At 60.7% G+C, this 24239-nt stretch carries 26 protein-coding genes and 2 tRNA genes; 11 read left to right on the top strand and 17 right to left on the bottom strand.

All coding sequences use genetic code 11. The features are described 5' to 3' along the window. The first annotated feature begins 17 nt into the window (after window positions 1-17). Together FHS83_RS00925 and FHS83_RS00920 are read left to right on the top strand one after the other, a co-directional pair. The gene (locus FHS83_RS00925) at window positions 18-443 is read left to right on the top strand and encodes a helix-turn-helix domain-containing protein (RefSeq protein WP_208414165.1); all 426 of its coding nucleotides are present in this window, start codon (window positions 18-20) and stop codon (window positions 441-443) included. A gap of 149 nt (window positions 444-592) precedes the next feature. Next, entirely contained in the window at window positions 593-835 is a 243-nt protein-coding gene (locus FHS83_RS00920; protein WP_167079954.1) for a hypothetical protein, read from the top strand. On the opposite strand, the gene FHS83_RS00915 is transcribed toward FHS83_RS00920, so the two are convergent. The 3 genes from FHS83_RS00915 to FHS83_RS00905 all read right to left on the bottom strand — a co-directional run bounded on the left by FHS83_RS00915 (window position 832) and on the right by FHS83_RS00905 (window position 1897). Next, window positions 832-1479, bottom strand: coding sequence for an SOS response-associated peptidase (locus FHS83_RS00915; protein WP_279590083.1), 648 nt, complete (start codon window positions 1477-1479; stop codon window positions 832-834). The genes FHS83_RS00920 and FHS83_RS00915 overlap by 4 nt on opposite strands. A 40-nt stretch (window positions 1480-1519) precedes the next feature. Beyond that, a tRNA-Arg gene (locus tag FHS83_RS00910) sits at window positions 1520-1596 on the bottom strand. 79 nt (window positions 1597-1675) lie between these two features. Further along, window positions 1676-1897, bottom strand: a complete 222-nt coding sequence (locus FHS83_RS00905) for a hypothetical protein (protein ID WP_167079950.1) — start codon at window positions 1895-1897, stop codon at window positions 1676-1678. 110 nt (window positions 1898-2007) lie between these two features. Between FHS83_RS00905 and FHS83_RS00900 the strand changes: the two genes are divergently transcribed. Next, on the top strand, window positions 2008-2556 hold the full coding sequence (locus tag FHS83_RS00900; RefSeq protein ID WP_167079948.1) for a GNAT family N-acetyltransferase: 549 nt from the start codon (window positions 2008-2010) through the stop codon (window positions 2554-2556). Window positions 2557-2561: 5 nt separating this feature from the next. Here FHS83_RS00900 and FHS83_RS00895 read toward each other — a convergent pair whose 3' ends face one another. Then, complete coding sequence (locus FHS83_RS00895; RefSeq protein ID WP_167079946.1) at window positions 2562-3635, bottom strand: LysR family transcriptional regulator; 1074 nt, start codon at window positions 3633-3635, stop codon at window positions 2562-2564. Between the two features lie 320 nt (window positions 3636-3955). Here FHS83_RS00895 and FHS83_RS00890 point away from each other — a divergent pair, with 320 nt between their 5' ends. Then, complete coding sequence (locus FHS83_RS00890; RefSeq protein ID WP_167079944.1) at window positions 3956-4585, top strand: hypothetical protein; 630 nt, start codon at window positions 3956-3958, stop codon at window positions 4583-4585. A gap of 3 nt (window positions 4586-4588) precedes the next feature. Here the strand turns inward: FHS83_RS00890 and FHS83_RS00885 are convergent, their stop codons facing one another. After that, the gene (locus FHS83_RS00885) at window positions 4589-5689 is read right to left on the bottom strand and encodes an extracellular solute-binding protein (protein ID WP_167079942.1); all 1101 of its coding nucleotides are present in this window, start codon (window positions 5687-5689) and stop codon (window positions 4589-4591) included. A 4-nt stretch (window positions 5690-5693) separates the two neighbouring features. Next, complete coding sequence (locus FHS83_RS00880) at window positions 5694-7607, bottom strand: AsmA family protein (protein WP_167079940.1); 1914 nt, start codon at window positions 7605-7607, stop codon at window positions 5694-5696. Between the two features lie 215 nt (window positions 7608-7822). Here FHS83_RS00880 and FHS83_RS00875 point away from each other — a divergent pair. After that, window positions 7823-7899, top strand: a tRNA-His gene (locus FHS83_RS00875). A gap of 69 nt (window positions 7900-7968) precedes the next feature. Here FHS83_RS00875 and FHS83_RS00870 read toward each other — a convergent pair. The 4 genes from FHS83_RS00870 to FHS83_RS00855 all read right to left on the bottom strand — a co-directional run bounded on the left by FHS83_RS00870 (window position 7969) and on the right by FHS83_RS00855 (window position 10878). Further along, entirely contained in the window at window positions 7969-8913 is a 945-nt protein-coding gene (locus FHS83_RS00870) for a hypothetical protein (RefSeq protein WP_167079938.1), read from the bottom strand. Window positions 8914-8944: 31 nt separating this feature from the next. Beyond that, window positions 8945-9247, bottom strand: a complete 303-nt coding sequence (locus tag FHS83_RS00865; protein WP_208414164.1) for a PadR family transcriptional regulator — start codon at window positions 9245-9247, stop codon at window positions 8945-8947. A gap of 212 nt (window positions 9248-9459) precedes the next feature. Continuing rightward, window positions 9460-10308, bottom strand: a complete 849-nt coding sequence (locus FHS83_RS00860; protein ID WP_167079934.1) for a substrate-binding domain-containing protein — start codon at window positions 10306-10308, stop codon at window positions 9460-9462. A gap of 45 nt (window positions 10309-10353) precedes the next feature. Then, a complete protein-coding gene (locus tag FHS83_RS00855) occupies window positions 10354-10878 on the bottom strand; it encodes a PAS domain-containing protein (RefSeq protein ID WP_167079932.1) in 525 nt (174 codons plus the stop codon). Between the two features lie 225 nt (window positions 10879-11103). Between FHS83_RS00855 and hisS the strand changes: the two genes are divergently transcribed. From hisS to hisG, 3 genes are read left to right on the top strand one after another with little or no spacing between them, the layout of a single operon-like run. Beyond that, entirely contained in the window at window positions 11104-12579 is a 1476-nt protein-coding gene (gene hisS / locus FHS83_RS00850; RefSeq protein WP_167079930.1) for a histidine--tRNA ligase, read from the top strand. After that, window positions 12580-13713 (top strand): ATP phosphoribosyltransferase regulatory subunit, encoded by a 1134-nt coding sequence (locus FHS83_RS00845; RefSeq protein WP_167079928.1) that lies wholly within the window; start codon window positions 12580-12582, stop codon window positions 13711-13713. Then, window positions 13710-14417: an ATP phosphoribosyltransferase gene (gene hisG / locus FHS83_RS00840; RefSeq protein ID WP_167079926.1), complete on the top strand. Its 708-nt coding sequence runs from the start codon at window positions 13710-13712 to the stop codon at window positions 14415-14417. The genes FHS83_RS00845 and hisG overlap by 4 nt, the downstream gene beginning before the upstream one ends. On the opposite strand, the gene FHS83_RS00835 is transcribed toward hisG, so the two are convergent. After that, window positions 14418-15758 (bottom strand): M48 family metallopeptidase, encoded by a 1341-nt coding sequence (locus FHS83_RS00835; protein WP_167079924.1) that lies wholly within the window; start codon window positions 15756-15758, stop codon window positions 14418-14420. 103 nt (window positions 15759-15861) lie between these two features. On the opposite strand from FHS83_RS00835, the gene FHS83_RS00830 reads away from it, so the two are divergent. Both FHS83_RS00830 and FHS83_RS00825 read left to right on the top strand, forming a co-directional pair. Continuing rightward, window positions 15862-16608, top strand: coding sequence for an alpha/beta hydrolase (locus FHS83_RS00830; protein WP_167079922.1), 747 nt, complete (start codon window positions 15862-15864; stop codon window positions 16606-16608). Beyond that, complete coding sequence (locus FHS83_RS00825) at window positions 16602-17321, top strand: tetratricopeptide repeat protein (RefSeq protein WP_167079920.1); 720 nt, start codon at window positions 16602-16604, stop codon at window positions 17319-17321. Before FHS83_RS00830 ends, FHS83_RS00825 begins: the two co-directional genes overlap by 7 nt. On the opposite strand, the gene queG is transcribed toward FHS83_RS00825, so the two are convergent. The 5 genes from queG to FHS83_RS19585 are packed head-to-tail and all read right to left on the bottom strand — an operon-like array spanning window position 17318 to window position 22502. Continuing rightward, a complete protein-coding gene (gene queG, locus FHS83_RS00820) occupies window positions 17318-18436 on the bottom strand; it encodes a tRNA epoxyqueuosine(34) reductase QueG (RefSeq protein ID WP_167079918.1) in 1119 nt (372 codons plus the stop codon). The genes FHS83_RS00825 and queG overlap by 4 nt on opposite strands. Then, window positions 18417-19052 (bottom strand): glutathione S-transferase family protein, encoded by a 636-nt coding sequence (locus FHS83_RS00815; RefSeq protein WP_167079916.1) that lies wholly within the window; start codon window positions 19050-19052, stop codon window positions 18417-18419. Before FHS83_RS00815 ends, queG begins: the two co-directional genes overlap by 20 nt. Before the next feature lie 47 nt (window positions 19053-19099). Further along, on the bottom strand, window positions 19100-19804 hold the full coding sequence (gene mtgA / locus FHS83_RS00810; RefSeq protein WP_208414163.1) for a monofunctional biosynthetic peptidoglycan transglycosylase: 705 nt from the start codon (window positions 19802-19804) through the stop codon (window positions 19100-19102). A 27-nt stretch (window positions 19805-19831) separates the two neighbouring features. Further along, on the bottom strand, window positions 19832-22240 hold the full coding sequence (locus FHS83_RS00805; protein WP_167079914.1) for a heavy metal translocating P-type ATPase: 2409 nt from the start codon (window positions 22238-22240) through the stop codon (window positions 19832-19834). After that, window positions 22230-22502: a metal-sensing transcriptional repressor gene (locus FHS83_RS19585; RefSeq protein WP_167079912.1), complete on the bottom strand. Its 273-nt coding sequence runs from the start codon at window positions 22500-22502 to the stop codon at window positions 22230-22232. The genes FHS83_RS00805 and FHS83_RS19585 overlap by 11 nt, the downstream gene beginning before the upstream one ends. 673 nt (window positions 22503-23175) lie before the next feature. Here FHS83_RS19585 and FHS83_RS00795 point away from each other — a divergent pair. Next, window positions 23176-23463: a hypothetical protein gene (locus FHS83_RS00795; RefSeq protein WP_167079910.1), complete on the top strand. Its 288-nt coding sequence runs from the start codon at window positions 23176-23178 to the stop codon at window positions 23461-23463. 54 nt (window positions 23464-23517) lie between these two features. On the opposite strand, the gene FHS83_RS00790 is transcribed toward FHS83_RS00795, so the two are convergent. Continuing rightward, window positions 23518-24105: an NAD(P)H-dependent oxidoreductase gene (locus FHS83_RS00790; protein WP_167079908.1), complete on the bottom strand. Its 588-nt coding sequence runs from the start codon at window positions 24103-24105 to the stop codon at window positions 23518-23520. Window positions 24106-24239 lie beyond the last annotated feature (134 nt).

The following is a 24239-nucleotide window of genomic DNA, read 5'->3' as shown; positions in this document are numbered from 1 at the left end:
CCTGTCCGAGAAGAAGAATGAACAGCACACAGAAGAATGAGAACACAATGAAGTCCGCTCAGGGTTCGGGATCCTCTACCGATAGAAGAAAGCGTTCTCGTGTCCTTGATGCCGAAGTCGGCCAGTCCATCCGCCAGCACCGCAAGAGCGCGAAGATGACCTTGCAAGGTTTGGCGGACCGTCTCGGCATCGCCTACCAGCAGGTCCAGAAGTATGAGACAGGTGTAAATCGTGTGGGCGCTGGTCGCCTCATGGAGATCGCAGAGATTCTCAACATTCCGGTTTCGAGTTTCTTCGAAACTGGACATGACCCTGAAGGTCATAGCGATGGTGAAGCTGTTCTGATGGGGCGTCAGCTCTTGACGACCTTCATGAAAATCAAGGACCCGCAGAAACGTAAGAGCGCCTTGACCTATATTCGCACGCTCGCTGAATCCGAGTAACCTTTGATCACATATGCCGTGCTCCCGCGCGCTGGGATGATCGGCTAAGGTTTCCAGGGGTGGCTGGGGTGAAGTCGTATTCGCGAATCGTGCCCGCGAGGGCAAAAGCCAGGGTTCGGCCGGCGAGGCCGTCTGCGGTCCGTCCGGATGTGCGCCCAAGCCGGCGATCGGGCGAGGATCTAGTCGCGCTTCTGACCTCGTGTATCGAGAAGGTCCAGACGGCGGGCTATCCTGAGACTGCCGAGATGCTCGCCATCGCACGTCTTGATCTTTTGGCGCGGGTATTCGGGCTCGGCGATGATGAGCTGGAGCTTTTGGTTGCCGCCGCCGCCAAGAAGAAAAAGGCAGCCGGGCGTAAGCCCCGCCTCAGTGCAAAAGCAGGGCAGGACTAAAACAAATCCGGCTGGGTCCGGCTTGGCGGCTTCTTGGCGCGTTGCATGTCGAGATCCCGCGCCGAGGATTTCAGCAGCGCTTTGGCGTCGGCGAGATCGGCTTTGGTTTCGCCAAGCCAGAGCGGCCAGTCCTTCGGCTCGATCAGCGCAGGCATGCGGTCGGTGATCGTCGCGATCAGCGCATTCGGCGGCACCGTCACCATCGCGAAAGAGAGGAGCGAGCCGCCTAGGGGCTCCCGCCAGTGCTCCCACACCACCGCGATGGCGATGGGTGCGCCATCCTTTGGTGTCAGCACATATTGCTCGGTCTTGGTGGGGGTGATTTCGAGCCCTTCATTGAAGCTATTCACCACCACCAGCCCGCGCCGTTTGGCGAAGGCCTCGCGAAAAGTGGGCTTGGTGTCGATGGTTTCCGCGCGCGCGTGAATATGTGGTTTGACGGCGGTGGGGTCTTTTGCGCCCGGCGGCACAAGGCCCCAGCGCATGCGCACCGCCTTGCGTTTGCCATCCGCACCGATGGCGATCACGCTTACCAGGCGTATTGGAGTGGCGGTCTCTTCCGGGCCCCCCCCCATACTCTCCTGCAAATCGGCAAACTCGCAAAGCTCGCTCCAGCGGAGCATCTGGGTGAACTTCCCGCACATGGTTCCAGATTCTCAGGAGGGGGCCGGAGAGATATCCGGCTGGCGACCCCGACAGGATTCGAACCTGTGGCCCTCAGTTTAGGAAACTGATGCTCTATCCACCTGAGCTACGGGGTCGCGTACCGGCGGCGCCTAGAACAGACCATGGCGCCCAAAACTGCAAGCAAAAGGGAAATCGCTGTTTTCGTCGCGAAAATCAATGGCGAAGCGCGGCGGCACCCAACCTGTCGGCAGCAATAGTGTGGGCCGCTTCGGCCTGCAGCCGCAAGCGCAACTCCATCGGCAAGGCCTCGAAGCGGGCACTGATATGCGCCGTGATTTTTGGCCAATCCTGCCCGAAAGCAGCCACCGCCTCGGCCGACCAAGCGGCCACCAGTTGCGCAAGGCTCACACCAGCGATTTCCGGTTTTGTGTTCATTCGATGCACAGCTTATTTGAAGAGATGCTCAAAATTACCCCGGCTCCGCAAAACCGCTTAGCCGCGCAATTCTACCCGTCGTGCGTTGGGAATGTAAACGGGAGGCGTTAATGGCGGGTGAGGGGCACAACTCTTTTCGGGCGGAGATCGTCACGACCATGGAGCAGTTGCAGCACGCCTATTCAGTGCGAGCGATCTGTTTCATGGAAGAGACGGGGCTGCCGGTCGATCATGCCTTTGATGGCAATGATCTGCAGGCGACTCACGCGGTGGCCTATTTGAATGACGAGCCCGTAGGAGCGCTAAGGGTGCGCTGGTTCTCGGATTTCGCCAAGATCGAGCGGTCGGCCTTCCGCAAATCACATCGTCATCCGCGCTATCTGAAAATGTGCGCCGAGTTCATTTTCGACCACATCGCGCGCAAGGGCTACACCAAGGTCATCACCCATGCCTCGCCGGAATATGCACGGCTCTGGCGCGCCGTGCTCGGCTTTCGCGAGGTCGAGGGCAAGGCGCCTGCGATTTATCACGGAGAGCCCCATGTTGAGCTCATCCGCGATCTTGTCCCGCCGAGCGATGCGATTTCGCTTGCCAGCGATGTTGCGGTGCTCTTCCGCACCGAAGGCAAGTGGGAAATCCCTGCCAAGCACGAACAATAGAGGGGTCAGTCTTCGGATGGATCGCCTGAGGGTGGGATGACGGCGGCGCGGTCCAGCGTCGCCCCGATCGCGCGGGGGATATTGGTGAGGTTGAGCTGAGGCGAGAACCAGGGCGTCGTGGGCGCGAAGATTTCGCAGAGCCAATCGAACACCAGCTTGATGGGCTTGGCTTGCAGCCGCTCACCCATGGCAAGAACGAAAATCGGCAGCGGCACATGCACGTCGATGTCGAGCGGTATCGAGATCGGATCGGCGAGGGTGTAGGAGCCCAAAAGCGCGATGCCGAGGCCGGACTTGGCCATCAGCGCGTAGGCGAAGGAGTTGTCGCAGTAATGCGAGACCTCGCCGCGCGCGACCGCCTTCTGCCAGCCATCCCAGACCCCGGTCTTGGCCGAGTAATACTCTGTATCGAGAAAGAAATGAGATTCCAGGTTGGAGCGCGTCGGCATGCCGAAGCGCTGCACATAATCGCGACTTGCCTGGGGGATAAGGTGGACCACGCCGCAGCGTTGCGACACCACACTGCCGGTGCCCGGCTGAAAACTGATCATGATGTCGGTCTGGTTGTCGCGGAAGGCGGCGAGGTTGGCCGGGTTGCGGATGTGAAGCTGGATTTTGGGATAGCGCTCGCTGAAGGCGGCGAGGTTAGGGGCGAGGAACAGCCCCGCCAGCGCCTCCGTAACGGAGACGCGCACCAGCCCTTCGGCGTCGCGGCTTTCGGCTTTGAGTTCATGGGCGATTTCGAACAGCTTTTCGTCGAGCGAAATCAGCGCCTGGGCTAGCTCCAGCCCCTTATCGGTCAGGGTGATGTCGTTAGCCGAGGAGACGACAAGCTGTGAGCCAATCACATCCTGCAAGCGACGGACCTGCCGACTCACCGTTGGCTGCGACATGCCAAGCTGGCGCGCCGCGCGATTAAAGGACTTGGCCTTGGCGACGGCGAGAAAGACCCGAAGCTCCCCCCAGAAGGGCCCGCTAAGCAGGCGAGGGTCGTCGAGCGGGCTGCGCGCCAGGGGGCGTTGGCTGCCGTCGAACGGCGCGGGGCCGCCATTGCCATTCCCGTTTGACTGCCTGCCCATGATGATCTCCCCACTCGCAACGCACTGCCCATGATTTCAGCTTTATTTCATGCGTGGCGGAAGGGCATTCGTATCTTTTCTTGGGCTTGAGGCGGAAAAAGCCGCACAGGCTACTTTCACGTGTGGTCCGGGCGGGGCATTTTGATTTGTGCGCAACGCTCGTACGCTTATAAATTGATTTTGGCGGCGTGGTGGGGGCTCAGGTTTTTGGCCGAAATAGTGGACTTAGGGGCTGGCTTGGCACACTTTCGGACTAGCGCATGCTATGGAACATCGCCGGAGCCGAGCTCGGCTAGTGAATGAGGGGTAAACTACTTCCCATGAAGAATATTCTCGCGATCGCGACTTTAGGGTTTTGCGCTGTCTCCGCTGCTGCGGAAGATTTGCCGGCCAATGTGAATATCTGCGCCGGGGTGAGTGATGATCGTGCCCGTCTGGCTTGTTTCGACGGTTTGGCCGCCCGTGCCGCGCGCACACAACCCGTCGCTCCCGTGGCGGCCCCGAAGCCGCCCGAGGCTCAGCCCTTCGTGACCCTGCCAAACCAGGGCGCTGCGCCAGTGGCCGCTGCTCCTGCCGCCGCTCCGTCCGTGGTGCCTGCGCCCGTCGCAGTCCCGTCTGCCGCGCCGGTTTCGCGTAGTCCCAGCAAGGTGGATGAATTCGGTGCCGAAACCATCCGCAAGACTCAGACCCGCGAAGAGGCCGCCAAGGAACCGCAGGAAGTTCAGGAGGTGCGTGGCAAAGTCACGGCGGTCGATTTAGGCAAGACCGGCAAGTTCACCGTTACCCTCGATAACGGCCAGGTCTGGCGCCAGATTGAATCCGACACCGGCCGCGCCCGTTTCAGCAAACAGGGCGACACGGTGGTGATTTCGCATGGGCTTTTGGGCAGCTACAACCTTGTGTTTGAGGGCCGTGAGATGACGCTCTTCAAAGTCCGCCGAGTGAAATAAGCGCTACGGCGCGGCGAAACCCTGCCAGGCAGCAGCGACCTCGCTGCCATGGCTCCGCCACCACCCCGCATCGACGGCGAAGGCGGTGTCCATGTGCGCGGTCGGCAGGTAGGGCTGCATCGCGATTTTGAGGTCCGGATTGGTCACCACAAAGGCCAATCCGCTGCGGCGAGCGGGGCCATAGGGAATCCAGCTCGCCATGCGGCCGAGATTTTCCGAGCGCGTAGCAAAGCGTAGGAAGTCATTCGCCGCCTTCGTCTTGGGGCTCCCCTTCGGAATGCCGAAAGCTTCCATTTCATAGAGCTGTCGATCCCAGAGAATGGCGAGCTTGCCATGCGCGTCGGGGGAATTGTCGGCGTCGAACACCGCCCAGTTGGGCATCAGCGCCATGGCTGCGCGCCCGTCCGAGAGCATCGCGGCGGCATCCGCTGCGCCTTTGTACCAGACAAGATCACCTTTCAGGCTCTGCAGCTTGGCAATGGCGCGCTTTAAGCCGCTTGGCGTCGCCAGCGTGGGGTAGACATCCTTGGGTGCGACGCCATCGGCGAGCAGCGCAAGCTCGAGTGCGTATTTGCCGCTCGTCGCCGAAAGGGCGCGCTTGCCGGGAAAATGCGCTACGTCAAAGAAATCCGCGGCTTTCTGAGGCTGGGCCACGGTGGGCGTATAGGCGATCACCTGGGAATAGACCACGCTCGCCACCCAGCATGGCCCGATGGCGCCGGGCACGAAATCGAGCCGGGCCGGGCGGCCATTGGCGCCCGCGGGCAGATCGTCCGCATTAATGGGCTCGAGCAGGCCTTGCGCGCAGGCCGAAACCACGTCGGGATATTCGAAATCAATAACATCCCATTTGTACTGTTTGGAGGCGACTTGGCGGGCGAGATCGCTGGTGCCGCCGTCATAGATGGCGAGCAGCACATTGGTGCCGCTGGCATTGCCGAAGGGGACGAGCTGCGCGCTCGCCTGCGCATGACCATAGCTGCCCGGCCAGGTCGCAACCCGCAATTCGGGCTTGGGCCGCGTCATGAAGAGATATCCGAACACACTCGCAAGGACGACGAATCCGGCAGCGCTCGCCGCCACCACTCTCCATGTCTTCATCATGTCCTCAATGTATGCCGAACAGGTCTTTCAACGCGTTTCCAGTGTTTTTCTTCTTGTCCTCCGGCTTTTGGCCGTTTTTTTGACCGCCGCCGAAGAGTGCTCCAATCGCCGCAGCCCCATTTTTCAGGCTATCTGACGCACCTTCCATAATTGCCCCCACATCGGGTGCGTAGTGCAGTTTGGACCAGCTTCCGCTGATACGGAAGGGCACCGCGAGCCCATAACCTGCTACATGCGCGCCCGGCTTAACGCGGAAATCGATGGTCTTATTGCCGATATCGATGCCGCCGTGACCCGTCATCTCGACCACGGGGCCTGCGAGCCGGAAGTCGTTAGTGGACATCACGCCTTGGGCCAGAACAAAGCTCGCGCCGAGATCATGAAAATCGGTGCTGGCGACATCACCTGTCGCATCGCCGCCCAGAACGATGGAAACCGTCTTGGCGACACGCCCGAGATCGACACCTTTGACGCGCCCATTCTGCGCCGAGAGGCTGCCTTTGCCGGAAAGGCTATGCAGGATCGCGTTGGGCGAGCTTCCCGCGAAACGCAGGTCCAGCGTCAAGGCGCCGACGCCGCTGATGGCATCGACTTGCAGCATGTCCTTCAAGAGCGGCTGCAGCTCGACATTGTGCAAGGTGCTGCGGCTCAAAAATTGCGGCACCTTTCCGCGCGCATCAATCGTCATATCGCCTTGGCCCGAGCCGCCATAGAGCGAGACCTGATCCAGCACGATATTGGCCAAGCCATTATCGACCGTGAGATGGAGGCTGGCACGGCCGAGGTGCAGGCTCTGCGCCGTCAACGACCCCGTCGAGAAGGCGAGCTTGCCATTGAACTCCTTCAACAAGGCAAAGCTGATTGGTTCCCGGCTCCAGGCTTCATTGGGGCGCGGCGCGGCCCGCGTCTTTCCGCCTTCCAGATAGGGCGTCAGATTCAAGCGATCTGCATTTAGCGTACCGCCCAACACCGGCACCGTGTTGCTTGCATCGATGGTGAGGTCGCCGGTCATGTTCTGCCCGTCGAGACTCACTTTCAGCGCCTCGAGATGGGTGACCTTTTCCTTATTGATGATCCGGCTCTTGAGGTTCAGTGCGCCAAGCCCGCCTGCCGGAAGCTTCTGGCCCAGCCATCCAGAAAGCTCGCGCAAGGAGGGGCTCGTCATTTGGAAGCGCCCATCCGTGGTGCCATCGGGCAGCATCTGGCCATTGAAATCAGCTTTCAAAAGCTCGGAGTCGAGCGCCAAGGCAAAATTCGTGGTGCCCGAGGAGAGGAAGCTTTTCAGCGTGGCGAGCCGCCCCTGGAAACCGAGCTTGCGCGTCTCGATGAAAAGATCGCCGGTCAAGGAAACCGGCTGGTCGATCTCGGTGATGCCGACCACGAGATTGACATGCTCGACCGCGCGGTGGGTTTTGGTTTTGGCATTGTCATAGGTGACCATGCCATCGCTGATCTCGATACCGTTGAAGCGTGTGCCCGAGGGCAGGGTGAGCGTGCCCTTCTTTTCGCTTTTGTCGGTCTTTTTGCCGAACTGCCAATTGGGGTTGCCGTCGTTATCGACCTCGAGGGCAATCACCGGTTTGACTAGCACGATCTTGTCGAGGGCGATGGCGCCATGCAGCAGCGGCCAGAGTTGCAGCGACAGGTTGATATCGCCGACATCCACCATCACCGAGGCCTTGCCGCCCTTCACATTGGCGAGCGTGACCTGCTGAGCCTTGAGCCCCAGATGGGGATAGAGGGTGAGCCGGACAGGCCCCTCGATCTTCATCGTTCGCCCGGTGGCAGTGGCGCCTGCGGTCTCGATCTGGCCGCGATAGGCATCCATCGGCACCAGGAAGGGAATCGCCAGGACGAGCACGGCGAGAGCGGCAAGCACCCCCACGGCGATGAGAATACGGCGCCATATTTTGCTCATGACAAGCTCCCCCTGAACCGTCCCAATGGGGTGGGATCATAACCGGCTGATGTGACGGCGCCAGGGTGCCGCAGGGCGGTTTCGGCCAAAAGGGCGAGATGTGGCTGGGGATAGGAGGGGCGGAGGTGGCCTGCGGCGGTTTTTTCCGCAAATTCTGGGTATTTGGGCGCTTGCTTTTGCGCCCCCGCCTCACTAGTTTCCGCCCCCCGAAGCGTGCAGGCGTAGCTCAGTTGGTTAGAGCGCCGGATTGTGGATCCGGAGGTCACTGGTTCAACCCCAGTCGCCTGTACCACCCTTCTTCCCCTAAAAAATCCGGCCTTCCGCCGCCCTGGACTGACAGGCGGTGCGGACATTGGCGTCTCTAAAACCCCTTCCAGCGCAGCCGGACGAAGCGGACGGTGGCGGCTATCAGAATGCCGAAGGCGATGAGGGCGCAGAACGGGATGGCGTATTGAGCCAGCATGTCTGAATAGAAGACGATCTTCTCGACGACATGCGGTTTGATGCCAGGGCTCTCGATCAGGCGGATGGCGTGGCTGGAAAGGAACCAGCCCAGTACAAAGGTCTTGGCGAGGTCGAAAAGCAGGCGGAAGAGAATGGTCGGCCAGTTCCAGCTCGGGCGGAAGAGCTGAAAGCCGGTTAGGGCAATTTCGGCCAGTGCCAGCGCTAGCGATATCTGGCAAAAGCCCACCCATTCCGGGCTCAGCACGATGTGCATGTTGAACAGCCAGTATTCGCTGCGCGAGAGATAGCCTGCGAAGAACAGCCAGACGAAGACGAGATTGCCGGCGATTTCCCCGATTAGATCCGAACGGCGCAGGCGGTTCTTATCGACCACCGGCGGCAGGGTTTTCGGATTGAACTCCTTCGTCTTAGCCGCCAAGACGTCATTGCGCTCGATGATGGCGAAGATGATGGTCACCACCGCGAAGGCCATCAAAAGCCCATTGAAATCGACATTGAACGAGCCCCAGCGTCCATGCATCGCGCCTGAGGCGATATTGCCGATCAACCAAAGGCCGACAACCACCGCGCCCGCGATTTTCAAGACCAGTATGTAGACCGGGAAAAGCTCAGGCCCGATCAGACTTCTTTGTGGCAGGTAGCGGCGGGCAACCGTCAAGGGCGCACCGCGCTCCTTCAAGAGTGCCGAGATTTCATCATCGGTGAGTTTCCGCCCCTTTTCGGCTTCGGCCTCTTCGATTTCCGAGCGGATGTCCTCGGCGAGTTCGGCGGCGATGTCGTCTTCAATATCCGACGGCAGCCAGAACTTCACAGCGGCGATATAGCGGTCGACAAGCTCCATGATCGAATTCCCCAGTTTGCCCAATTAATCGTTAGGTGGTGCGATTGAGTTCGGCGATGGCCTCGCCGATGCCTTTCCACTCCGCCAACAGGCGGGTGTAGATTTCGGCGCCTTGGGTGCTGAGGCGGTAGAAGCGCTTCTTGCGCTTGTCCTCCTCGCGCCATTGGCTTTCGAGCAGGCCTTGCGACTCCAGACGGCGCAGCAGCGGGTAAAGCGTGCCTTCGTCCACCGGCAGGCCGCAGTCCTCCAGCGTTTTGCGTAAGGTGTAGCCGTATTGCTCGGCCTGCAGGGCCCCCAGCACCGCCAGGATCAAACTGCCCCGGCGCAGCTCCATGCGGAGATTTTCAAAAATCGATGCTGTCTCGCCCATACCTGCCAACAAGCTGTGTTGCACATCCTGTGCTACACATACTGTGTGGCATATAGTGTGTCAAGCACAGGCTTCATGGTGCTTGGTGGTGGTCCCGCCAGAAAGGCGAAAATCAAGTATTATAAGTCTCTTAGGAGGATTTTTGCGGGTTTGTTTTCACGTTTTGAAATCGCGGGTCAGCCTTTTGGGCGACTGGTCGATTTGCGGATAACCAGCTCATGCTGCTGCGGGCGGCGGCGCATCTCGGCGCTATGAGGCGGCTCGATGAGGAAGTCCACGGCCATGTAGCCAGTGAGTTCCATCTTCTGGCGACAGGTGGTGAGCGGTGGCCAGACCACGCGGGCAATCGGCGCATCGTCGAAGCCCGCCAGCGAAAGGTCCTCTGGCACGTTGATGCCGCGGCTATGGCAGACCGCCAACACCGCCGCGGCGATCTCGTCATTGCAGGCGAATATCGCGCTGGGCGGTTCGGCGAGGCTTAAGAGCTTTTCCGCCGATTGCAGGCCGGAACTGAATTCGAAATTGCCCGCTGGGCAATACGCTTCGGTAATGGGAAGGCCTGCATCGCCCATTGCCTGACAGAAGCCGTCATAGCGCACCTGTGCGTCGCGATGATCGGACGGACCCCGGACGAAACCGATGCGCTTGTGCCCAAGCCCAATCAGATAGGTCGTGAGGTCATATCCCGCCTGAAAATTATCGATGCAAATATCAAGCGTGCGGCTGTTGGGGGAATGCGGTGTGATCCGCACCACGGGAATGCCCGCTGCAAAAAGTACATCCAGCACGTCTTCCATATCGCACATCGGCTCGGGCAGGACGACGCCGTCTAGGGGATTGCGCAAGATCACGTGCCGCACTTGGTCGGGAATATCCTTTTCCGCGAACTCGAAGGATTTGATCAGAAGTGCGCTATCCCATTTGCGGCAACCAGCCATCAGTCCGATCTGCAACATGGCGAGGTAGCCCGAACCCACCATCGGGGTGTCGCAGAAAAATCCGATGAGATGTCTACGCGGCACCATGTTTACTCCCACACCAATTTTATTGGTCTTGTTTGTTCGGCGTAATTATTTCTGGCCCACCAGATCGGCGACGGCAGTGGATTTGGCGACCCCGGCGCGGAACACCGTGGTCGTGAACACCATATTGAGCGCGCCTGCATCATCGCTGAGCGGCGCGATAAAAATCTCCGCCTCCAGGAAATGCAGGTCGTTGAGACTGACGACGGTGACGATGCGGAGCGGTTTTTTCTCGTCCAGTGCGCGCGTGAGGGCCGTGGACCAGCGGGTGGCGACGAGGGCGGGCAGAGCCTCTTCCAGCCGCTTGCCTTGCATCTCGCCGAGAGTAGCCGCGATGCGTGTGCCCATCAGCCGAATGAGATAACCTCCATCGGCCATCTTTTCGAAAATGGTCAGATGGCCCACAAAGGCCTTCACCGCACGGGGCGTGAACCGGCTGCGGGCTGGGATAGCGCCTGCGCCCAGTTCCGCCCAGGTCTGGTAGGCTTGCGCCAGCAGGGGGGATTCAAAGGCGAGGCTTTCGTCCCAGGTGATCGCCCGGGGGCTCGTGGCCCAGTTTTCGTAGTCCGGCATGAAGGCAATCCTTTGCCGAAGATGATAAACGCTTGGTTTAACCAAGCCCTTAACCTGGCGCCCGCCTAGCGTGTATCGTCTTGGGATTTTATCGCCGTGTCGGGCTTTTGCCCGGAGGGCAAGACGGCCTATGCCGTTCTGTCTCTGCCCTTTTTCTTGCCGCTCCTGGTTCCACCCGCTACAAGGCCCCCAACTGAATTGGGCAGCGTTTTACGAAAGCAGATCATGGCATCCGACAAGAAAATTGCTCAGAAAGGGTCCAAGCCCAAGGCGCGCCTGCCGCGCGGGTTTCGTGACCGGTCGGGTGCTGAGATCGCCGCCGAGCGCCGCCTGATCGAGACCATCCGGGGTGTTTACGAGTCTTACGGCTTCCTGCCGCTCGAAACCCCGACCTTTGAGTATACCGACGCCCTCGGAAAGTTCCTCCCCGATGTGGACCGTCCCAATGAGGGGGTGTTCTCGCTCAAGGACGATGATGAGCAGTGGATGAGCCTGCGCTATGACCTGACGGCGCCGCTCGCCCGCTATGTCGCCGAGAATTTCCAGAACCTGCCCAAGCCCTTCCGCCGCTATCAGACGGGCCTAGTCTATCGCAATGAGAAGCCCGGCCCGGGCCGCTATCGCGAATTCACCCAGTTCGATGCCGACACGGTGGGGTCCAATTCCCCCGCCGCCGACGCCGAGCTTCTGATGATGGTCTGCGATGCCTTGGAGGCGCTGGGCCTCAAGCGCGGCGAATATGTCGTGAAGATCAACAGCCGCGGCATTCTTGATGGCGTACTTGATGCGGTCGGTCTGCCGGTGGAAGAGCGCGAGCGCCGCGGCATTGCCATGCGGGCGATTGATAAGCTCGACCGTTTGGGTGTCCATGGTGTGAACGCGCTGCTCGGCGAAGGTCGCAAGGACGAATCCGGCGACTACACCAAGGGCGCGCAACTTTCGGATGAGGCTGCTGCCAAAATCCTGCGTTTCCTGGAAATTGGCGGTGTGCAGGGCGACTTCCGCCCCGTGCTGCGTGAGATTGTTGGCGAAGATGCCAAGGCTAACGCCGCCATCGATCAGCTTTTCGAGATAGTGCGTTTCTGCCGTGAGAATGGCTATGGCGAAGATCAGATCGCGCCCGATACCTCGATCATTCGCGGTCTGGACTATTACACCGGCCCGGTATTCGAAGCCCAGCTCACCTTCAAAGTGAAAAACGAAGACGGCCAGGAGGTCGTGTTCGGTTCGGTCGCGGGCGGTGGGCGTTATGATGATCTCGTCGCGCGTTTCACCGGCCAGCAGGTTCCGGCTACCGGCATTTCCATTGGTGTTTCCCGTCTTCTTGCCGCGCTGACTTCGCGCGGGCTGGTGGGCGAGGTGAAGCCCCTGGTGATCGTGCTCGCCATGGGCGATACGGTTTCTTCCTTCCGCCTCGCCAAAGAACTGCGCGCCGCGGGTATTCGTGCGGAGACCTATGTCGGCACTAAGAAAATCCCAGACCAGCTCAAATATGCCGATAAGCGCGACGCGGCGCTGGTGGTGATGGAAGGCGATGACGAACGCGCTCAAGGTGTCGTCACCATCAAAGACCTGAAGCTCGGTGCGGAGCTTTCCAAATCGGTCGAAAGTCGGGCCGAATGGGTCGGCGCGCGGGCTGCGCAAGAAACCGTCAAACGCGAAGACATGGTGGCCAAGGTGCTTTCCATGCTGGGGCAATAAATGCCGTCCTTTCCCACCTATGGTCCTGACGAGATTGCGGCGCTGGATGGTGTCGCCAATGCGGTGCTCGGCGTTTTTGGCGCTAAAGGCTATACGCGGCACGAGCCTGCGATCCTTCAGCCCGCGCACCTTTTCGTTGACCGTTCGGGCGAGGATATCCGCCGCCGCACTTTCGAGCTGACTGATCCGTCGGGCCAGGAGTTGTGTCTGCGCCCCGACCTCACCATCCCGACCTGTAAGTGGCAGGTGGAGAGCGGAAATCCTTATCCGGCGCGGCTTTGCTATCACGGTCCTGCCTTCCGCCATCAGCCTGGTGCAGGCCAGTTTTGGCAAGCGGGCGCTGAGTTGCTCGGCTTGCCGGATCGTGCCGCGGGCGATGCCGAAATGATGGGCCTTGCCGCCGAGGCGGTGCGCGCGGGCGGTGTAAACAATTTCTCCATGATCGTGGGCGATCTCGGCCTCTTCAACACCCTGATCGATGCCCTCGATGTACCCGCCCAATGGCGCGGACGGCTGAAGCGTCATGTCTGGCGCACGGGCTATTTCGAAAAACTCTTGGCGCGCATGGTGGCGGGCGAGGGCAGCGATGCAGAGCGCACCGTGGATAAGCTCGCGGGTCTCAAGTTGATGGAGCTGAAGCCCACCATCGAGAATATGATCGACGCGGCTGGCGATGCCCCGCTCGGCGGCCGCACGCGCGATGAAATCATTGAGCGTCTGACGTTGCAGGCTTGCGAAGGCGAAAGCGTGCGCCTTGATGCCGATGTCGCCGATCTCATCAGTGAATTCTTGAAGGTGAGTGGGCCTTGCGAGGAGGCGCTCGAGCGGTTGCGGGCCCTGACCAAGCCTGTGGCGGTCAAAATGCTGAAGCCGCTTTCGGCTATGGCGGATCGCCTGCATGCCTTGAAGTCGATGGATATCGATCCTGCCCGCGTGCGCTTCGTCGCCCATTTCGGGCGCAATCTTGAATACTACACCGGCTTCGTCTTCGAATTCTGGACCCATAGCGGCGAGGTCGCTGGTGGCGGGCGTTATGATACGCTCATGGAAACGCTGGGCGCGCCGCGTGGCACCACCGCGGTGGGCTGTGCCATCCGCACTGAGCGCCTCATCGCAGCGAGAGCGGCACAATGACAGATATGGTGACTCTTGCCGTTCCTTCCAAGGGACGCTTGAAAGAACAGTTCGATGCCTATCTTGGCACCGCTGGCATTGCCTTGAAGCAAACTGCGGGTGCGCGCGGCTATCGCGCGACCGTGGAAGGCCATCCCGGCATCGATGTGATGCTGTTGTCGTCCTCCGAAATCGCCGCATCGCTCGCCAATGGCGATGTGCATCTCGGCGTTACGGGCGAAGACCTTATTCGCGAGGCTGCGCCGGAACTCGACCGCCGCATCGCGCTGTTGCAGCCGCTCGGCTTTGGCTTTGCCGATGTGGTGGTTGCCGTGCCCGCAAGCTGGATCGATGTCTCCACCATGGCGGACCTCGATGACATCTGTGCCGCCTACGCGACCCGTCACAAGAAGCGCTTGCGCATCGCGACGAAGTACACGCAGTTGACGCGCAGCTATTTCGCCAGCGCCGGTATTTCGGATTACCGCATTGTGCCGAGTGCCGGGGCCACCGAAGGTGCTCCCACTGCGGGCACCGCGGAAGCCATCGTCGACATCACCACCACCGGCTCGACGCTCAAGGCCAATGGCCTGAAAATCCTGGATGACGGGGTGATCTTGAAAAGCCAGGCGACGCTCGCCCAAAGCCTGATGGCCGAATGGTCGGCGGAGCAGAGAAGCGCCGCAGCGGCGTTTTTGGTGCCGCTGGGCGTAAGCCTTAAATAGTTACTGCGGGGAGATCGGCCCGGCCATGATGTCCGGGTCGTTCAGATGCTCCGCCTTCCAGCGCATCGCCATCAGGATGCGATTGCGCCCCGATGGGTGATCGAAGAAGACGGTTTCTTCGAGCTTGCCGGGTTCCAGCTTCCTGTATTCGCCGGCCATCAGGGCCACCTTCGCAAAGGCATCGGGCTGGCGCACCGCGTTGAGGCCATAGATATCCGCCTCGATTTCCTGGGTGCGGATCATGGTGTTGGTCACGGGTGTGGCGAAAAAGAAGAACACTGAAATCAGCGCCATTACCGCGGGCAGGCCCGCAGGGTCGTCAATGCTGCGCGCATCCCAATTGCCGCCGAAGATACCGGCGAGCCCATAGAACGCCTTATCCACGAACCAGAAACCGAACAGGATCAGAAGACCCATCCAGACGACGAAATTGCCGACATGGTTCATCACGTAATGACCCATCTCATGGCCAAGAACGGAGAGAACCTCGCTGGGGGTACCGCGGTTCAGAAGGTTGTCGTTCAGCGCGATGCGGGTCGTGCCGAACAGGCCTGCGACATTGGCCGAAACCTTCTTGGTCTGTTTGGACGCATCCACGACATAGACATTCTTGGCGGGAATGCCATTGGCGCGCGCCATGGAGAGGATGGCGTTCTTCATGCCGCTATCCGGCAGCGGGGTATATTTGTTGAACAGCGGTTCGACAACGATCGGCGCGATCAGCATCATGAACACCATGCCGGCGATGGTGATGCCCGCGCCCCATATCCACCAGGCCCGGCGCGCCGCGCGCGCAGCGGCGTAGATGAGGGTCAACAGAACCGTCATGCCGATGAGCTGAATCACAAACCCAATACCGAACTCGCCTGCCCATTGGCCGAGGGTCTGATTGGAGAGGCCGTATTTATGCTCGCGAAAAAAGCCCTCATAGACCGCAAGCGGCAGCATTAGCACCGTCGTCACCACCACATACTGGGCAATGTAGATCGGTGCCTGCCAGAAGCGATGGCGTGTGACGCCTTCCGCGAACTCGCGCATGCGGCTGGAGAATTTTCCCCATAACAGGACGCCCGCGATCACCAAGCCATAGATCAGATCGACCACTTGCAGCACATAGCCGCCTTCGAAATAGGCGTCGGTCTTGGCACGCTTGGCAGCAGGAACTTGGGCGAGATAAGCATCGGTCGCCTTCACGGGGTCGAAGCTTGAGACCCCGGCGGGGGGCAGGGTGCCCACTTCAATATGCGAGGTCGGTGCGCGCAGAGGCACGGCTTGGGCAGAGGCGGGGGCCGCCATCCCGAACAGGAAGGCCGCCAAAAGGAAAAGAACCTTGAACCTCATGCGGACCTCCCCAGGCCTAACACATGTTTCATGAACAGCTTCCGGCTGGTGCTTTGAGGCCGGACGTGCTTTGACGCATTGTGGGATTTTCCGGGAAGTTGCAATGGCCGATCCTTTCACTTTTGCGCGCGATGGTGGCGAGACGATTGCCTATCGCCGCATAGCCGGGCGCGGGCCCGGGATTCTCTGGCTTGGCGGCTTCCATTCCGACATGTCCGGCTCCAAGGCGCAAGCTTTGTCCGATTGGGCCGAGAAGAATGACCGCGCCTTCTTGCGCTTCGACTATTTCGGCCATGGCGAGTCTTCGGGCGATTTTGCCGCCGGAACCATCTCGCGCTGGCGCGATGATGCTTTGGCCGTGCTTGATGAACTGACCGAAGGGCCGCAGATGTTGGTCGGCTCCAGTATGGGCGGCTGGATTTCTACGCTTCTGGCCCATGCGCGGCCGGAGCGTGTCGCTGGAATGCTTCTGATTGCTCCGGCGCCGGATTTCACCGAAGACCTCATCTGGTCGCGCATGCCGCCGGAAGTGCAGGCGGTGGTGCAGGAAAAAGGCGTCTGGAATTATGCGGAGGGCGGTTATCCTATCACGCGGACGCTGCTGGAAGACGGTCGCAACAATCTGGTGCTGAATAAAATTCTGCGGGCCAAGTGGCCTGTGCGCATCCTGCATGGCACCGCGGACACCGACGTGCCTTGGCAACAAGGCTTCAAGCTGGTGGACCAGATCGAGGGCGATGTGACCTTCACTTTGGTCAAAGGCGCGGATCATCGCATCTCCTCCCCCACCAATTTGAAGCTGATCGAGATCACGCTGGAAGCACTGCTGAAGGAGATGGACGCATGCTGAAGCGCGCCGCGTTGTTGGGTTTGATGGTCGTAGCCACGCCCGCTTTTGCCGAAGATATCGATTACAGCGGTTGTGTTTCCATGGTGGATAGGAGCCCTCAGACGGCGGAGCGCAAAGCCGCGGAATGGCAAACCCATGGCGGTGGTGGCGCGGCGATGCATTGCCACGCCCTCGCGCTTTATGCCTTGAAGCGTTACGACGAGGCTGCGCGGGTACTCGATGCTCTCGGCCGTAACCGCGATGTGCCCAAGGGCGAACGCGCCGCGCTGTTTCAGCAGGCAGGCGCCGCCTGGATGCTTTCCAATAAGCCGCGCGATGCGGTGGCGTCTTATTCCTCGGCGCTGTCGGATTTGCCGAATGATATGGCCACCTACGCGGACCGCGCCAGGGCACGCGGGCTGATGAAGGATTGGAAGGGTGCCGAAGCCGATCTTTCCGTCGTTCTGGGGCAGGATAGTAATCGCGCCGATCTTCTGGTCCTGCGCGCTTCGGCGCGTTGGGCGCAGGACAAAAAGGCCGATGCCGCCAGCGATATTGTGCGCGCCTTGGAGGTCTATCCCGATTATCCGCCAGCTCTTCTGGAACGCGGCAAGATGAAATTCTCCGCTGGCGACAATGTGGGCGCGCGCAAGGATTGGCAGAAGGCGGCGAGTTCGGGGCAAGGCGAAACCGCGGCGGACGCCAAGCGCTATCTTTCGAGCCTGCCGCGCTAAACGCGATCCCATTCCTCCAGCACCGCCGGATCGGTTTCGCTCGGGCGATGGCGCGCGCGCAAACTTTCGAAATTGGACCTGAGGCGGGAAAGCGCCCAGACTGCCATGCCGCGTACCAAGGGCGAGGCATCGGTGAGAAGTCGTTCGGCTTCGGCGGCGAGGGTCTGATCGCCTGAATTGCCAATCGCGATCAGCACATTCCGGATAAAGCGGTCGCGGCCAATGCGTTTGATCGGCGAAGCGCGGAAGAGGGTGCGAAATTCGGCGTCGTCGAGGCGGGCGAGGTCGGCGAGCTTCGGCTGCTGCGTGATCGCGCACGCGGCGAATTGGGCTTCCTGCGAGGTTTGCGCGAATTTGTTCCATGGGCAGGCCGACAGGCAGTCATCACAGCCATAAATGCGATTGCCAATCGCGATACGAAACTCGGCGGGGATGGGGCCCTTATTCTCGATGGTGAGGTAAGACACGCAGCGCCGCGCATCCATGCGGAAGGGCGACAGGAAGGCCTCGGTCGGGCAGGCATCCAAACAGGCCCGGCATTGGCCGCAATGAGTGAGATGGGGTTCGTCTGCTTCGAGTTCAAGGGTGGTGAAGACCGAACCTAGAAATAGCCAGGAGCCATAGTCGCGGCTGACGAGGTTTGTATGCTTGCCTTGCCAGCCCATGCCCGATTGTTCGGCGATGGCTTTTTCCAAGACCGGCGCGGTATCGACAAACACCTTGGCATCGCCGCCATAGGTTGCGCATAGATGACCTGCGAAGCTCTTGAGCTTTTTCTTGATGACATCGTGATAATCATCGCCGCGGGCATAAACCGAAATCGCCCCGCGTGTCTTATCGCCAAGATCATCGCGCGGATCGTGATCAGGACCGTAATTCACACCCAGCACGATGATGCTTTTTGCTTCCGGCCATAGAACGGAAGGATCGGCGCGCTTCTCAGCATTCTTGGCGAGCCATTCCATTTCGCCGTGGCGACCGGCCTCCAAGAACTCGCTGAGGCGTTCCGTGGCATGGGGCGGGGCGACGGCTTTTGCGAGCCGCACCACATCAAAGCCTTCCTCTTTCGCCCGCTGGCGGACGGCCTCGGAAAGCTCAGAAATCGAGATCGGCATAATATTTGATCGGCGGCTGGCCGGGCACGCGATCGGCCAGAAGCGAGCGGAAAGAAGGGCGCGACTTCATCCGCATATACCACTCCTTCAAGGGGGCGCTCTGGTCCCAGGCAATCTCGCCAAAATAATCCAGCGAGGAGATATGCGCAGCGAGCGCCAGATCGGCGATGGTGCAAGCCCGGCTGACAAGATTGCCGCGCTCATCCATGGTGGCGGCGAGCATGGGGATCATGTCGCGCAAGGCATCGCGCCCGGCGCGGATCACGTTCATGTCGGGGGTGGAGCGGGAGGGGTTGCCGGTGAAGCGCGGATTGGCTTTCTCGAACACCACGCGACGGGTCACTTGGTCGGTAAAGACGGTGGCAGTCCAATCGAGCCAGCGCAACGCCTCGCCGCGTTCGGCGGCATCTTCGGGGATCAGCGGGGCGTCGGGGTAGTTGCCTTCGACGTGATCCAGAATGGCCCATAGCCCGACGCAGCGCGTCTCGTCCTCATCCTCGAAGACCGGGAGCTGGGCGTGGAAATCCTCCCCAGGTTGCAGGTCAACAACCAGCCGCTTCTCCCCAAGGACGAGGCGGACCAGCCGGGAGGCGGGTTGAAATACGAGGTGGGTCAAACGGCGCATCCGGGTAGTGTAATAAAACTGCCTCGATACTCCTAGTACTACCTCACACAGCGATCGAGATCATCGCGCGAAGCTTCATGCTCGCGGGCCATGGCGCGGCTCATCCGGGCTTTACCAGCCTTTTGCGCCTTCCATTTGTCTGGGTTAGGCAGGATGGAGGCCAGCCGTGCCGCCTCGGAAGCCGTCAGCTTGGCAGCGCTTTTGTGGAAATAGGCCTGGGCGGCAGCCTCGGCGCCATAGTTCCCATGCCCCCAATCCACGAGGTTAAGATAGGCCTCTAAAATTCGCTTTTTCGGCCAGGTGAATTCCACCAGCACGGTCAGGTAAGCCTCGAGCCCCTTGCGGACCCAACTGCGGACCGGGGCGAGGAACAGGGTGCGGGCGACCTGCTGGGAAATGGTGGATGCGCCACGCAGCTTTTTGCCGGGCTTCTCATCATGCTGCTTCAAGGCGAGCTGGATATCATCCCAATCAAAACCGTGATGGGTGCAGAAAAGCTGATCCTCCGAGCCGATGACGGCGTGGCGCAGCGCGGGGGACATATCATCGATCGAGCGCCAGCTCTGATGCACCTCTTGCAGCGTGACGTAATCGCCAATCATCTGGGGGGTGATGGGGATGGGGACAAAGCGGAAGATCACCAGATAGGCGAGTGGCAGCGGCACCAGGAGGGCGAACACGGCCCACAGGATCCGGCGGAGCCATGACGGCCGCTTGCTCTTACTCCACACCCGTTTAACCACCGGCGCCCCCTCTTGTCGCGCCGGAGTTTAAAGCCTAGCCCCCTTCAGGCGCAACGCATTGGCGATCACCGAGACCGAACTGAAACTCATCGCCGCAGCCGCGATCATGGGCGAGAGCAGCCAGCCGGTGAAGGGATAGAGCACCCCCGCCGCCAAAGGCACGCCCAGCGCGTTGTAGAAAAAGGCGAAGGCGAGATTCTGTTTCATATTGGTGCGGGCGGCGCGGGCGAGGTGGCGGGCCTTGAGGAGGGCTGAAAGATCGCCCTTCAACAGCACCAGCCCCGCCGTCTCAATGGCGGCATCAGAGCCCCCTCCCATGGCAATGGCGACATCGGCGGCGGCGAGCGCCGGGGCGTCATTCACGCCATCGCCCGCGAAGGCGACGGTATGGCCTTGGCCTTGCAGGTTGCGGACAAGCTCGGCCTTGCCTTCGGGCATAAGCCGGGCATGAGGTTCGCTGATGCCTGCTTCGGCTGCGATGGCGGCGGCGGCCTCTTCGCTGTCGCCGGTGGCGAGCACGATTTTCAGATCGAGGCTCTTGAGCAGCACGGCGGCATCCGGCTTCAGCTTGTCTTGCACGGCGAGGAAGCCCAGCGCCTCAGTGTTGCGCGCGACATAGAGGAGTGTAGCGCCTGCGTGGCGCGTGGTTTCGGCTTCAAGGGCCGAGAGGTCGATCCCCGCCATGAACGCGGCATTGCCGATGCGGATCTCGGCGCCCTCGATGCGGCCCTTGAGGCCTTGCCCGGTGATGCTTTCGAAATTTTCGACCGCGGGTAAGGTGAGATCTTTGGCAGCTTCCAGTACCGCCTTCGCCAAGGGATGGGCGCTTTTGACTTCCAGCGCGGCGGCGAGGGTGAGAAGTTCGTTCTCGCCTTGCGGCGCATAGATGGCCGTGAGGCTGGGACGGCCTTCGGTGATGGTGCCGGTCTTATCCAGTACCAGCACATCGGCGGCGGCGAATTTCTCCAACGCGGCGGCGTTTTTCACCAGCACACCGGAATGGGCGCCTTTACCGACCGCCACCATCACCGACATCGGTGTGGCGAGACCCAGCGCACAAGGGCAGGCGATGATCAGCACTGAGACGGCTGCCAGCAGCGCATAATCGAAGTTGTATCCGGCCGCGAGCCAAGCGATGAAAGCAAGGATCGCCACGCCGGTGACAATCGGCACGAACCAGGCCGAAACCGCATCGGCGAGGCTTTGCGTCGGGGCGCGGCTTCTTTGCGCTTCGGCCACCAGAGCGACGATTTTCGCCAGCATGGTATCAGCGCCGATGCGGGTGGCGCGGATGGTGAGCGCGCCTTGTCCATTCAGCGTGCCGCCGGTGACGGCATCGCCGGTGTGTTTGGCGACGGGCATGGATTCACCGGTGAGAAGGGATTCATCGATGGCGCTCATCCCTTCGATCACCTCGCCATCAGTGGGCACGGCCTCGCCGGGACGGACGATCAATTCATCGCCGAGCTGAATATCGGCCTGGGCGATGGTCTCCGTTCCATTTGCCGTGCGGCGCAAAGCGGTTTTGGGCGACAGATCAAGAAGGGCGCGCAAGGCGGCGCCTGTGCCCGCGCGGGCTTTCAACTCCAAGACCTGGCCGAGCAGCACCAAAGTGATGATGACCGCGGCGGCTTCGAAATAGACCGGCGGTCCCATTTTGCCATGCACCGCCATGGGCACAATGCCGGGCGCGATCAACACCGCGAGGCTGTAGAGATAGGACACCGCCACGCCCAAGCCGATCAGGGTGAACATATTGGCGTGACCGCTGATAGCGCCTTTCCAGCCGCGCACAAAAAACGGCCAGCCCAGCCAGGCCACCACGGGGGCGGCGAGCACCGCTTCGATGATGGCCTTGATCTGGTGCGAGAGCGGGATCGCATCGCCCGCCATAGCGAGAAGGAAAACCGGCAAGGTGAGTGCCAGCGAAACCTTGAAGCGGAAGCTCATATCCTTGAGTTCGCTGTCATCCTGCGCGGCTGTGGGATCAGCCGGTTCCAGTGCCATGCCGCACAGCGGGCAATCGCCCGGGCCCATCTGCTTCACCTCAGGGTGCATCGGGCAGGTGTAGAGGATGTTCTTGGCGTTGGCGGGCGGCGGTTTTGGCGCGGTGTGGTGGTGATGTTCGCAGCACGTGCCCCCATGTGTCTTGGCCCGCGACTGCGGGCCATCCAGGTCTCGCGGCTCAGCAGGCTTTAGAATAGACCGATGTATCGGCGTTGAGGGCTCAGCAACTCCACCTGGGTCGCCCGCAGTCGCGGGCGATGACACCACATAGCGTGTAGGCTCGGCATCGAATTTTGTTTTGCAGCCAGCGCAGCAGAAGATGTAGCGCACGCCGTCCCGCACCGAGGTGTTGCCCTTGGCGATGGCTTTTTCCGGGGCCGGCGTCATGCCGCAAACGGGGTCTTTGAGATTCAGCGTTTCATTTTCCATAGCGGCTGAACAACTCCACAAGCTCGTCGAATTTCTGCTTCTGATCGCGCGCATTGCCGGATTTGATGGCATGGGCGACGCAGTGCGCGGCATGGCCCTTCAAAACCTCGGCCTCGACCTTACTCAACGCGGCCTTGATCGCCTGGGTCTGGTTCAAGACGTCGATGCAATAGCGCTCTTCCTCCACCATGCGGATGACACCGCGCACTTGGCCCTCGATACGGGCGAGGCGGGAAAGAAGTTTGGGATCGGCCTTAGTCACGGCGCCTCTCTTGTACCCCTGGGGGGTATATACCGGGGAGGGGTATAGCACCGGGAGGCGAAGAGGGGAAGGGGGAGGTGAATGGCACGGCAACGCGCTCCGCCGCTTGCGCGCGGAGAGTAGAGGGGCGGTGCGGGCGCCGGAGGCGGCGTGCAGCACAGGTTGTTCGCTTCAAGCATGGTAACTTGAAGCCTTTCGCGTATATCCGCCTTCCGGCGTTCCGCACCCGGCGTTCTATGACGTGACATCGGTCGCGCTATCACCCGAAAGATGTTCACATCTTCCGACCAGCGACGTCTCGCGCGCATCTGCTCTCTGGAGCGTCTCCATTGGTGAGCAGGCGGGGCGACCGAGCACACCCCCTGCTTCGCTTGGTTCGTTAGTCCAAGCTTCGCAGGGCGCCGATCACAGCTCGCAAATCGGACGACCGGTTCGCCCCCTCTTTTGAGCTGTAACGCGGGGAAGTGTAAGGCCGGTCTGAAAGAGGGGGATAGATTTATTTTTTGCGCCCTGGTGCATGAGGCGAAATGGGCAGCAAGGCAAACGGTTAGGCCGCTCTTTGGAAATGTTTAACGAGGGGGATAGAGCGGTTTTTTGGTACGTGTACGGAATATAGTCTTGACCCGCCGAGCCCGCCTTCCCATTTCGAGGAAGAGGCAAAGGAGGGGCGTACATGAACCCGCTGGATCAGAGCATGGTGAAAAAGCTGCCGCGTCCCGAAGGCGCTTATGATTTCACCAATGATTGGATGGATTCGCTCAATCAGCGCATGCTGTTGTTGTTCGAAGAGGAACTGACGGCGTTTGAGGAAAGCTGCAGGCGCCCCGATCCGAGAGCGGCGTTCCTGGCCAAGCTCGATCTTGTCGAACGGTATCTGAAGGTGAGGAAGCTCGCCAACGAGGTGATGCCGGAGCGCAGGAAAATGCCAAGGCTGAAAAGGAAGGTGCGGGGGAAGAAGTGATCCTAAACCTAACCGTCATGGCCGGGTCGGAGCCCGGCCATGACGAAAATGTTGCTACCGCGCCCGCGCGCCGGCTTGTTGCATTTTCGCGAACCAGTGCTGGCAATCCTCGTCGCTCATGGTCTCGACGCCGCCAATCAGGGTGCGCTTGATCGGGCGGATGCCGGAGAAGGCGAGGAGGTTGTTTTCCACCGCGCGCACGGCGCAGGCGCTGTAATACCAGCGATAGAGAAGGCTCGGCATGCCCATGGTGACGGCGAGATGGGCCGTTTTGCCCTTCAGCTTTTTGGGCGAGGTCTTGTCGGCGGGATCGGTGAGCACGAAATCGTTGCGGAAGACCTGTTCCATCAGCGCTTTCAACATGGCCGGAACATTGCCCATCCATAACGGGTGAATGATCACGACATGATCGGCCCAGACGATGGCATCCTGCACATGCGCCGCGTCTCCACGCGCCATACCGGTTTCGAATTGGCCCTTGGTGCGCATCAAAGGCACGGTCATGGTGCCGAGGTCGAAACGCCGCACCTCATGGCCTGAGCGCAAAGCGCCTGCCGCATAGGCATCTGTCAGCCCGGCGCAAAGGCGCTCCGGCGAGGGATCGGGATGCCCATCCAGAAGAAAGATGCGTTTGCTGGCCAAGGAAGTCTCAGGCTTTTGGAAGATTGCTCCCCAAAATGCCTGAGCGCGCTACCGTGGTTAAGGCACAGGGATGCCGCGCGGCAACGATGCGCAATATGCGTTTTACCTCCCCCTTGCGGGGAGGTCTTTTGGGG

Source organism: Rhizomicrobium palustre (assembly GCF_011761565.1).
Classification (GTDB): domain Bacteria; phylum Pseudomonadota; class Alphaproteobacteria; order Micropepsales; family Micropepsaceae; genus Rhizomicrobium; species Rhizomicrobium palustre.
Note: the sequence above shows the minus strand (reverse complement) of the source record. Positions and strands in the feature narration are given on the sequence as shown.

Coding starts and splice junctions, on each gene's coding strand:
- FHS83_RS00890 (WP_167079944.1), top strand. CDS start 3,956: ATGAAGAATATTCTCGCGATCGCGACTTTAGGGTTTTGCGCTGTCTCC.
- FHS83_RS00885 (WP_167079942.1), bottom strand. CDS start 5,689: ATGATGAAGACATGGAGAGTGGTGGCGGCGAGCGCTGCCGGATTCGTC.
- FHS83_RS00925 (WP_208414165.1), top strand. CDS start 18: ATGAACAGCACACAGAAGAATGAGAACACAATGAAGTCCGCTCAGGGT.
- FHS83_RS00900 (WP_167079948.1), top strand. CDS start 2,008: ATGGCGGGTGAGGGGCACAACTCTTTTCGGGCGGAGATCGTCACGACC.
- FHS83_RS00835 (WP_167079924.1), bottom strand. CDS start 15,758: ATGAGGTTCAAGGTTCTTTTCCTTTTGGCGGCCTTCCTGTTCGGGATG.
- FHS83_RS00865 (WP_208414164.1), bottom strand. CDS start 9,247: ATGGAGCTGCGCCGGGGCAGTTTGATCCTGGCGGTGCTGGGGGCCCTG.
- hisG (WP_167079926.1), top strand. CDS start 13,710: ATGACAGATATGGTGACTCTTGCCGTTCCTTCCAAGGGACGCTTGAAA.
- FHS83_RS00860 (WP_167079934.1), bottom strand. CDS start 10,308: ATGGTGCCGCGTAGACATCTCATCGGATTTTTCTGCGACACCCCGATG.
- FHS83_RS00845 (WP_167079928.1), top strand. CDS start 12,580: ATGCCGTCCTTTCCCACCTATGGTCCTGACGAGATTGCGGCGCTGGAT.
- FHS83_RS00855 (WP_167079932.1), bottom strand. CDS start 10,878: ATGCCGGACTACGAAAACTGGGCCACGAGCCCCCGGGCGATCACCTGG.
- FHS83_RS00795 (WP_167079910.1), top strand. CDS start 23,176: ATGAACCCGCTGGATCAGAGCATGGTGAAAAAGCTGCCGCGTCCCGAA.
- FHS83_RS00825 (WP_167079920.1), top strand. CDS start 16,602: ATGCTGAAGCGCGCCGCGTTGTTGGGTTTGATGGTCGTAGCCACGCCC.
- FHS83_RS00895 (WP_167079946.1), bottom strand. CDS start 3,635: ATGGGCAGGCAGTCAAACGGGAATGGCAATGGCGGCCCCGCGCCGTTC.
- FHS83_RS00905 (WP_167079950.1), bottom strand. CDS start 1,897: ATGAACACAAAACCGGAAATCGCTGGTGTGAGCCTTGCGCAACTGGTG.
- FHS83_RS00805 (WP_167079914.1), bottom strand. CDS start 22,240: ATGGAAAATGAAACGCTGAATCTCAAAGACCCCGTTTGCGGCATGACG.
- queG (WP_167079918.1), bottom strand. CDS start 18,436: ATGCCGATCTCGATTTCTGAGCTTTCCGAGGCCGTCCGCCAGCGGGCG.
- FHS83_RS00830 (WP_167079922.1), top strand. CDS start 15,862: ATGGCCGATCCTTTCACTTTTGCGCGCGATGGTGGCGAGACGATTGCC.
- hisS (WP_167079930.1), top strand. CDS start 11,104: ATGGCATCCGACAAGAAAATTGCTCAGAAAGGGTCCAAGCCCAAGGCG.
- FHS83_RS00870 (WP_167079938.1), bottom strand. CDS start 8,913: ATGGAGCTTGTCGACCGCTATATCGCCGCTGTGAAGTTCTGGCTGCCG.
- FHS83_RS00880 (WP_167079940.1), bottom strand. CDS start 7,607: ATGAGCAAAATATGGCGCCGTATTCTCATCGCCGTGGGGGTGCTTGCC.
- FHS83_RS00915 (WP_279590083.1), bottom strand. CDS start 1,479: ATGTGCGGGAAGTTCACCCAGATGCTCCGCTGGAGCGAGCTTTGCGAG.